Below are 9372 nucleotides of genomic sequence, written 5' to 3'. Positions count from 1 at the left end.
AATTCGGATTCGGTGCGGTTGAATTTTTCGTTGCCGAGGCAGGCGGTTTCACTAGTGCGGTTTTCGTGGTGAGTGATTTATAGCATACTGTTTCCCACGAGGGAACGGAGTTGAGCCGCATATTGAACGAACCCATTCTTGTTTTTATGTTCTCGCTTGTGGTGATGGTGTTGTCAGTGCTGGTCGGGGTCTTCCTTGCACGGAAGGTGCGGCCGGTACAAGACGACGAGCGTGACGACCTGGGGCTTGTGATCAACGCAAGCCTGACGCTGCTGGCACTCATAATCGGGTTCAGCTTTTCGATGGCGGTGAGCCGATACGACCAGCGCAAGAATTATGAGGAAGAAGAGGCGAACGCCATCGGGACGGAGTATGTCCGCGCCGATTTGCTGCCTGCCGACTCTGCGGCGCAGGTTCGTCAGTTGTTGAAGCAATATCTTGATCAGCGGCTGCTGTTCTATACGACGCACGATCCGCGCCAACTTGCCGCGATTAACAATGAAACGGCGAAGCTGCAGGACAAGATGTGGGCCGCCGTTCAGAGTGCGGCCAAGGCACAGCCGACGCCTCCTGTTGCGCTGGTGGTTGCAGGAATGAACGATGTGCTGAACCGGCAGGGTTATACGCAGGCCGCATGGTGGAACCGCATTCCAAAAGGCGCGTGGAGCCTGATGGCCACGCTGGGCATCTGCTGCAGCCTGTTGATCGGTTATGGATCGCACAAGAAGGGCATCCTGTTATTTACGGTCCTGCCATTCCTGGTGTCGATTGCCTTCGTTCTGATTGCCGACATCGACAGCCCACGTTCAGGGGTGATTCACGTGGCGCCGCAAAACCTGATCAGCCTGGCGCAGTCGCTGCGCGGACAGTAGGTATCTTTTTCTAATTCTCCAGAGGGCGGCCGAAGCACAGTACATATCCATTGTTATCGATGATCTCGAAGGCTCTTAAGCCGTCATTGGTGTTGGCCAGTTCGCGATGGATGGGAACATCTTTGGACACGAACTCTGAATACAGCGCGTCGGGATCGCTGGCGTTGACGTAGGCGTCCCACCTGGCCCATTCGTGGCGCGAACGATTCGGCTGTGGATGGATCTCAGGCGTGATGGCCTTGAACATGATCATCACCTGGTCGCGTCCGACGAAGGCCCAGAAGTCATCGCATTGCGCGTCGCCGCCTCCTTTGTAGAGGAGGTTGAATCCCAGTTTGGACTGGTAGAAGTCGAGGGTAGCGCTCAAATTGTCAACGATGAAGAAGGGCGTGATGCTGTTCAGCATGACTGGAGGCTCCATGGGGGACTATAACATCTGCCGCGAGTCTCGCAGATGGTGCTTCTTAGCTGCTCACGCAATGTTAGGCCTCTCCCAAAAATAATCGAGACGGCATGACACGAAATCGGGCCTGGTTGCGCTATTACAGATACGGGCATCGGCGCAGCGGTGCGGCTCGAGAAATTCGTCGAGGAGGAAAGTTGTGAAACCCAAGAATCCAGCAGTTGTTCTGAACAAGAAGCTACTGCCAAGTCAACTGAGCGGCACGGTGGAGGTAGGCCCGGCGTACAGGACCTTCGAGGAGGCTTTTGCCAACAAAGCCCACGCAAACTGCCACATTGCCGAGGTCCTGCTCTATGACGAGACTCATACGGAATTGGCGCACTGGTGGGAGGTTTCCGAGTCGCTCGATGTCAAGGGCGTGGGCCGCGCAGGAGACACTGAACAGAAGGCCCTGGTGCGGGTAAATCTGCGGCCGAAATACACGTTGGAAATTCGCGGCGCATATAATCCTTGTCCTGTCAGAAGCGGCTGTGACGTTGCCATGCAGAATGCCGCCGAGAGCAGTGGCGCGGAGATAATCTATCGCACATATGCCGGGAAGAGTGGGACGATCCATCATTACCCGAAAGATGACTTTTGAGATTTTGGACCCGGGGATAAGGTGGCGCGTCGGTGCCCGACGCGCGGCTATTAGATGATCCGCTGCGGTCTTCGACCTGCGCAGATGGGCCTACGGCAGTAAGGTTGCCGTCTCTCGGCGGCGTTTTTATTCCGGGGACTAAAGTCCCCGGCTTCTACCTAGAGGTGCTTTCGCACGTCTCCTTAGTTTGAATTTTGTGGTTGTTTCGGTTTGTCTTCGAGACTCTTGGCGAATGAATCTCCTACCCCAGCTCGCGAACACGGCGTGCGCCGGGGGAACCCGATAGTCTTCGCGCTTATTTAATCTCTCGCGGCCTTCGTCATTCCGCGACGGATGAAAACTTTCACTTGACATTGGGGCGGTTAAGGTCAACCCTGTTTCACCAACAGGGATTGTCAAGGGTCCTTCTTTGAACTTGACGCGACACCAGCAAACTCATCAGGGCTAAACTATCGGACTACACCTTCTCTTAGGCCACGCACCGGCCCACCAAGTTTAGCCAGGGCTCTTTCGCCGTTACCTCGAGAACGTCATGGTACAGCAAGGCTGCCTTTCTCTCGATTCCTCTGCCAAAGTATCCTCGTCGGTTACTCGTTGGCGAATCTCCCGGTTCGGCAAGACTTCTGAACGTATTTCACGAGGAGCAATCAGCGCGCCAGCCAGGCGGTTCGCAAAACTCGGCGCTGGCGCGAATCGACTACACCCAGTCATACCCTTACGAGAAAGGACGGTAAGGCAATGTCGACAAAGGGGATCACTCTGTCACTCTCCGGCCATGTTGACCGGAATACATCGAAAACGATAACTGCGTTGGGAACGTGCTCTAACTTCTGCCGCGCGGGGCTTCTCCTGCTGGTCGTAATGTCGGTCCTGGTTACCGCGGCACGTGCCCAGTCCTACTACTACGTGGACTGCTCCGGCACAAACCCGAATGACTACGCGACGATTGGTGCGGCGCTGGCGGTCGCTGGTTCCGGCTCGTATGTGATTGTGACCGGGACGTGCAATGAGAATGTCACGATCAGCAATGCGTGGAACCTGAATCTTGGCGCTGCCTATGGGCAGACTGCAAACATCGCCGGCGGTGTGACGGTCACGGGGTCAAACTCCGTGTTTCTCTACGGGCTTAACGTCACTAATCCCTTCGGAGACGCCTTTAACATAACCAGCAGCCATAACGTTACGCTATGGAACTGTACCGCCAACGGGAATCAAGGAAGCGGAGTAAGCGTGCATAGCCTTTCCGACGTGACTGTGGATGGACCAGGGTCCTTCGACGAGAATGGTGGCGGCGGACTTACTCTAAATGACAACTCCTTCTTGACGGTTCTCACATTTGCCGGGCCGGTAGACATCAGCGGCAATCATGGTCCGGGAGTGAGCGTCGGCGGTGGCGCGGAATTCGCAACGCTGGGAAATACGGCGATCGAAAACAACATCAATACCGCTGCTCCTGACGCGACTCGGCAGGACGGCTTCGGCATACAGGAAGTAAGCGCTTCCAAAGCTCAGGTCGCGACTTGCTATGGAGGAAACCAGATCTCGGGTAACGAGAGCGGAGGAGTCGACGTGCGGGAGCACTCGTTTCTCTCGATTTGGGGCTGCGGGGCGGCCGGAGGAAACATCCTCCAGAACAATGGCGCGGTTGGGCTCGAGGTGGGGCTCGGAAGCGAGGTCGCACTTTACAGTAACGTTGTGATCTCAGGACATACCGGGTCCGGCGTCGAACTCTACGCTCAGGGCCAGCTCTACATGTTTGGTCCCAATGTGATCTCGCAGAACGGGAATGCGGGCGATGCACGCAGCGCCGGAGTTGTGGTCGATGGAAACTCCGAAGCTTATCTTCGCGGCGGAACGTTATCCAAGAATGAAGGTCCGGGCATTCTGGCGCTCGTCAACTCCAGCGTGGACTCCGTCGGCGCGACCTTCTCAGGCAATGCGGACGGAAATGTTACCTGTGATTCGAGCGCATATCTGGTAAGCGACCTGCTTCCCAGCAATCCACATCACGGAGTCGTATGCCGTACTCCGCACCATCTTGGCAATCGGCACGACCACAGCTTTGCACCGGTTGCGCCTGATTTCACCCAACAAATGAACAGGGCTGCGCAGTATAAGAAATTTGCGTCTCGCAAGTAGATCAAGAATGACGGCGCCTGGGTCGTGGAGGTCCGGCGCTCGTCACACGAACGAGCCTTTGAAATCGAGCGCCGTGAAGAACGGCGGAATCTCCCGTGTGTGCTCATCGATGATCCGCCGCGGTCTTCGACCTTGAGCGGGTGGGCCTGCGGCAGCAAGGTTGCCGTCTTCGACGGCGGTTCTTATTCAGAGGGCTGAAGCCCTCTGCTTCTACCTAGAGGAGCGAAGCCCCTCTTTTTGTTTTTCTTATCGTTGATGGCTGGCTTGGTTCTTTGGAACTGCCCAACACAAGCCAAAGAAGGCTTGAATGGGTCACCTGCCCGCCCATCCGCTAAATATCTCAAGATCAAAGTGTAGGGACACCGACGTTGACGTTCTGTGTTTGCCAATTTAATTTTGCGAGATGAGAAATTCTTGTCGAGGATGCTTTGGGGGCAATTAAAGCTGAAAAGCCACGTGACGACTTTGATCATGTAGCCCAGCGGCTAGTTAGCCGCTTGCACAAGGATGTTGTTCAAGAATCTTGTGTAGTGTTTGTTGGAGCCGGTAGTACAACAGAGCGATCATGGCGAGCTAAGGATCGCGGATTCTATGCGACTATCAAGGCGCAGACCAGTCACTCAGGAACTAATTTATCTCCCTCTTTCCCGAAGTTAATGGAATCTTTCTGCAACGAGCTTGACGGCGGCCACCACAACCGACTTATTCGTGAGGCGATTTCCTATCTAGAGCAATTCTCTCTTCCCGGTGAAGATAACAGGACCGCAACGATGGTCAGTGATTTGTTGGCAGAAATTCCCTATTTCAACCGATTTGTCACAACTAACTGGGATCCTTTTATTGAAAGAGCTTTAGATGTTCTTGTGCCAATTTTCGAAGATCGGGATTTGGCGTTTTGGGATGACAAGAAACGACAAGTACTAAAAATTCATGGATGTATTACGCGACCCTACTCCGTCGTCGCCACTCAAAATGACTACGACAATTGCATGGCACAGAATCCTCTCATCTTCAACAAGCTTAGAGATCTAATGGCAACAAAACCTTCATATTCCTTGGCTACAGCCTGCGAGACGCTGATTTTCAAGAAGTGTGGGGTAATATTACGGGTCGACTTGGGCATTTTGGAAAGCTCGCATATGTTGTGGATCCTCATGTCACATCAGAGAATGCTGAATATTGGCATGAGCGTGGAATTGAATCATTTAAGACCACGGACTTATTGTTTCTAAGGAGCCTTCGAGAGAAGTTGGAGAATGAAGGTCTGATCCCTACCCAGCAATTCCTGCATCATCTGCGTAATCAGCGCGAACGAATAGTATCGATTCATTTGGAGCTTAGTCAGCTATCCGATGGCGGTATGGCATCTGCAATGTACCAAGACGGACTCTTGCATGCTTTTGATGATGTTTTATCTACAACGGTCCTTGGAATCAAACGGAGTGAAGACTTTGAGGGCGAGCTGCGAGAAGCGGGCAAGGCTGTCAAACAAGCACGCAAAGACGACAACGTTATAGAGATTGCGTACTGGAGCGGGCGGTTTGAAGTGGTCGAGCGTTTTTGCGATCGCGACGTTACTTCAATCCCAGCCTATTTCCATCCATACAAAATGGCTCCTGTTGCAAGGTTTGTAAAAGGGCGAAAATTCTAGGCGATACCTGCCAACAGTTTTTCTTAGCGACCTGAAGAGGTTCCGACTGGTGCTCCTTCGCGGATAAGCAGGGCCATTCTTGGGAATGTGAAGCTGCCTCCGGCGTCGTCGATTACGTTGACCTGGCAGGTGTAGAGGCCCGGCTTCAGGTCTGTCAGCGGCACATCGAACTGGAAGGTGATGGCATCGCGCGTGGGTTCGTTGAGATGCGTGGCCTGGATGAGCGGGGTTTCGTAGACTTTCAGTCCGTTGCTTAGGAATTCGATGCTGGTAAAGACCCGGACGGGTGTGGTGGGGGTGTCCTTGCCTTTCCCACCATTTTTTTGCTTCGCTTGAGATTGAACCGCAGGTCCCTCCGCTCCGCTGTGCTCCGGTCGGGATGACAAATCTTGAGTGTTGCTCGATGCGGGTGCTTTGGCCGGGTTGTAGACCTCGTAGAGGAAATAGAGGTGCTGGTTCTGGCGGAAGACGTGTGCGAGGTTGGGCACCAGTTCCTGGCCGTCCTGGATGAGAGGGCTTTCTGCTTTTTTGCCGGCGGGGATACGCTGGCTGGCGAGCACGACGGAGCTGAGCTTGACGGGCGCTTTGCGCAGGTCGGGCACGTTGATGTTAGTCTCGAAGGAGCCCATGCGCCCGGTTTCGTTTTCGCGCACGACGAACTTGAGATGGAACTTTCCGGCGGGCAGGGTAAAGCTGGTCGAGTACTGGATGGTGCGCTGGCGCACCTGCTGCGCCTGGTCGATGGCGAGCTTGACGGTGTCGCGCGCGTTGCCAATGACGCGGCCGGCGGAGTCTTTGACTTCTCCGATGACGTCGAGCGTGGCCTTGTCGCGGTCGCCGCCTTTGACGAAGGGGATTTGCGAGCCGGGGACAAGGATGGAGATGGGCACGGCGTAGTGGAAGTCGTCGAGGCGGAAGTAGAGCGCCTGCAGGTAGACGGACATGTCAGTCGCCGGGAGGTCGCTGGCGAGTTCGTCTTCTAGCTGGCGCTCGCGGTCTTCCTTGTTGGAGTGTTTGTAGTCGGCGGGCGCATAGTAGCCGGGGCGGTATTCGAGCTTCAGGTCTGATCGATTGACTTTGACGGAGAGGCGGCGGTAGGAGCCGTCGCGGCGCGTGTCAGTCGAGCGGAAGCCGATGACATAGTACTCGGACATGTCCTGTTGCATGCGCTGGAATGCGGGGGCGAAGTCGTTGGAGTCGAAGAAGGCCTTGCCGCCGGTATCGGACGAGAGGTTGGCCATGACTTCCTGCGAGTTGAAGTTGGCGTCGAGGTTGTTCTGGAGCGCGCCGCCGTTGTAGGCGCTGTTGCCGCGGATGCTTCCTGTGCTGGCATCGCCGAGCGGGGAGATGGCTTGCAGGCCACGCGCGTCGACCGAATAGATGGACATGTTGGAGCGCACGGCGGAGTTGATGGCGGAGTGGAGCGAGGCCTGGTTCTCGATGCCGTCGCGGGAGATGCCTCCGGAGAAGTAGACGAGCGCTTTTTTCTGGTTGATATAGTTCAGCGACTTGGCGATGGAGGCGATGGCGAAAAGCTCGCGGTCAGTATTGATGTCGTTGTACTCGCTCTCGTCGGCGGTGTAGGCGGTGGTGTCTTCAACCTGGTTGGTGGTGCTGGTGGCGCCGGGTGCGAAGCCCTGCGTCTGGTCACCGGAGTAGCTGTTGACGGCGTTGAGCAGAAGCTGCTTGTTCTGGGTGAAGTCCTGGTCGAGCGATAGGGAGCTGTCGAGCGAGACGACAGCGACGACGTCGGCGGGCTGCATCTGTTTGTTGATGTAGTTGCGGGCTGCGTCCTGTGCGCGCTCCACGTCTTCGGGCTGCATGGAGGTGATGTCGAAAAAGAGGACGACGAGGCGATGGTCGCGGAGCGCGTCGCCGGTCATGACGGGCGATTTGCCGAGGACGATGGAGTTGCCAGCCTTGCCGCTGATGGTGGCTTCATTAAGCGCGGCGGCTTCATCGACGCTTTCGTAGTCGAAGCTGGTGATCTGCTGCGGCTTTCCGTTTTCGGTGATGGTGAAGTCGGATTGTTTGAGGCCCTTGACGATTTGTCCGGTTTTCTTGTCGCGGACGATGATGTTGGTGAGGACGAGGTCGCTGTTTACTTTGAGAGTGTAAGCCTCGGATTGCTGGTCTTGCTGCTGGGTTTGTTGGGCGTATAGGGCTGGAACTAATAGTGCTATTCCCATCAGAGGTAGTGCTAGCTTCCGGAGAATGCTGGTCGTTGCGCTGCAACGATTCGCACGAACCCTTCGACTTCGCTCAGGGCAAGCTAAAAGCGTGTTCGTGCGGATCCCTCGACTCCGCTGCGCTTCGCTCAGGATGACATCGTCGTTGTGCATGATCATGGTGTCTCCTAGAAGCGGTAGCGGGCGAGGAAGGTGAATTGGCGCATGTTGGCGGCGGAGGTAACTGTTCCGTAGGTGGCGGAGCCTACTGTGGTGTCGACGCCGGCGTATTGCACGGTGTTGAAGACGTTGTCGGCGGTGGCTCGGACTTCGAGGGCGCGCATGTCGCCGAAGCGGACGGACTTGGATACAGATGCGTTGAAGGAAACTTCGCCTGGGCCGGGGATGGAGTAGCGCGTGGCAGTCCCGTAAGTGGCGGCGGGTTGGGTGAAGGCGGCGCGGTTAAACCAGTTACGGATCGAGCCCCCTCCGGCGGTAAGGGATGAACCGGGAACGCGGTCCGGGCGGAGGGAGCCGGCACTGCCGCGGGCCACGTCTTCGATATTGGCCTGATAGTGCGGCGTGAGGGGTTCGCCGGTAGCGAAGTCGAAGTTGCCGGACATAGAGATATTGGCGAGCGTGTGCGAGAGCCAGTTCCCGTTGGTGAGCATGTGCGTATCGGGACCGAAGGGCAGCTCGTAGACGAAGTCACCTTTGAGGTTATGGCGGATGTCGAAGCTGGAGTTCGATTCTTCGGCAAGAACGTCCTGCCAGTTCTGCGCAACGACTCCACCCACGCCGCCGACGGAGCTGGCGTTGTCGATGGAATGCGAGTAGGTATAGGTGGCGCCGATGGCAATGCCGCGCTGCATCCGCTTACGCAGGCGCACAGCGAGCGCGTTGTAGTTGGAGAAGGCAATGGAGTCTTCCCAATCGTAGAAGACGCCGCTGAGAGATTCGGTTGCAGTGCGGCCAGGGGCGCTGACGACATCGAGGCGCGTGCCTTTGGAGCCGTTATATCCAACGTTGAGGACGATGCCGAGCGGAAATGTGTGCTGGATGTCGAGGTTCCAGACCTGCACATAGGGCAGACGATAGTTCTTGTTCACGGCGTAGTTGCCGGCGGTTTGCGGGGCGGGGAAGCCGTTGGCGAGCGTGATGTTAGCACCAGCGGTGGATTCGTTGGTCTGCACATCGGCGAAGGGGGGTTGGAAGGCGAAGTTCTGCACGAACTTTGCATACTGGCCGTTGGCGAAGTTGATGCCGTATCCGGTGCGGACCACGGTATCTTTGATGGCGCGCCATGCAAGGCCAACGCGCGGAGAGAAATTGCTGCGTTCAGGTTCGATAAGGCCAACGGGATATTTACCGGAGAATGGGCCGACCTGGTTCGGTTGCACGGGGACGACGGTGGTGAAGTCGTTGCCGGCGTCGAGGTTCACGAGGCGGTTGTCTTTCTCTGAATAGGGTGAGAAGTATTCATAGCGCAGCCCGGCGAG

The 9372-nt window shown here is 56.2% G+C and carries 7 protein-coding genes and 1 pseudogene; 5 read left to right on the top strand and 3 right to left on the bottom strand.

What is annotated here, in order from left to right:
- Positions 1-122: 122 nt before the first annotated feature.
- Positions 123-872 carry a hypothetical protein gene (locus tag VEV40_RS15075; RefSeq protein WP_324833477.1) on the top strand — a complete coding sequence of 250 codons (750 nt, stop codon included), beginning with the start codon at positions 123-125 and terminating at the stop codon, positions 870-872.
- Between the two features lie 10 nt (positions 873-882).
- Here VEV40_RS15075 and VEV40_RS15070 read toward each other — a convergent pair whose 3' ends face one another.
- Positions 883-1278 carry a VOC family protein gene (locus VEV40_RS15070; RefSeq protein ID WP_324833476.1) on the bottom strand — a complete coding sequence of 132 codons (396 nt, stop codon included), beginning with the start codon at positions 1276-1278 and terminating at the stop codon, positions 883-885.
- Between the two features lie 196 nt (positions 1279-1474).
- On the opposite strand from VEV40_RS15070, the gene VEV40_RS15065 reads away from it, so the two are divergent.
- The 4 genes from VEV40_RS15065 (at position 1475) to VEV40_RS15050 (ending at position 5705) form a co-directional block, all read left to right on the top strand.
- Positions 1475-1915, top strand: a complete 441-nt coding sequence (locus VEV40_RS15065; RefSeq protein ID WP_324833474.1) for a hypothetical protein — start codon at positions 1475-1477, stop codon at positions 1913-1915.
- Between the two features lie 738 nt (positions 1916-2653).
- Positions 2654-4054 carry a right-handed parallel beta-helix repeat-containing protein gene (locus VEV40_RS15060; protein ID WP_324833473.1) on the top strand — a complete coding sequence of 467 codons (1401 nt, stop codon included), beginning with the start codon at positions 2654-2656 and terminating at the stop codon, positions 4052-4054.
- A 428-nt stretch (positions 4055-4482) separates the two neighbouring features.
- On the top strand, positions 4483-5286 hold the full coding sequence (locus tag VEV40_RS15055) for an SIR2 family protein (protein WP_324833470.1): 804 nt from the start codon (positions 4483-4485) through the stop codon (positions 5284-5286).
- Between the two features lie 17 nt (positions 5287-5303).
- Positions 5304-5705, top strand: a complete 402-nt coding sequence (locus tag VEV40_RS15050; RefSeq protein ID WP_324833469.1) for a hypothetical protein — start codon at positions 5304-5306, stop codon at positions 5703-5705.
- Between the two features lie 23 nt (positions 5706-5728).
- On the opposite strand, the gene VEV40_RS15045 is transcribed toward VEV40_RS15050, so the two are convergent.
- Together VEV40_RS15045 and VEV40_RS15040 are read right to left on the bottom strand one after the other, a co-directional pair.
- Positions 5729-7894: a VWA domain-containing protein gene (locus tag VEV40_RS15045; RefSeq protein WP_324833467.1), complete on the bottom strand. Its 2166-nt coding sequence runs from the start codon at positions 7892-7894 to the stop codon at positions 5729-5731.
- A 167-nt stretch (positions 7895-8061) separates the two neighbouring features.
- Positions 8062-9372 (bottom strand): annotated as a pseudogene (locus VEV40_RS15040) (carboxypeptidase regulatory-like domain-containing protein); the annotation flags it as partial.

The organism is Alloacidobacterium sp., from assembly GCF_035631355.1.
In the GTDB taxonomy this organism is placed as follows: Bacteria; Acidobacteriota; Terriglobia; order Terriglobales; family Acidobacteriaceae; genus Alloacidobacterium.
This window is presented reverse-complemented; position numbering and strand designations above follow the sequence as displayed.

What these genes read in the sequence shown, in the direction of transcription:
- VEV40_RS15070 (WP_324833476.1), bottom strand. Translation starts at nt 1,278, where the DNA reads ATGCTGAACAGCATCACGCCCTTCTTCATCGTTGACAATTTGAGCGCT.
- VEV40_RS15060 (WP_324833473.1), top strand. Translation starts at nt 2,654, where the DNA reads ATGTCGACAAAGGGGATCACTCTGTCACTCTCCGGCCATGTTGACCGG.
- VEV40_RS15045 (WP_324833467.1), bottom strand. Translation starts at nt 7,894, where the DNA reads ATGGGAATAGCACTATTAGTTCCAGCCCTATACGCCCAACAAACCCAG.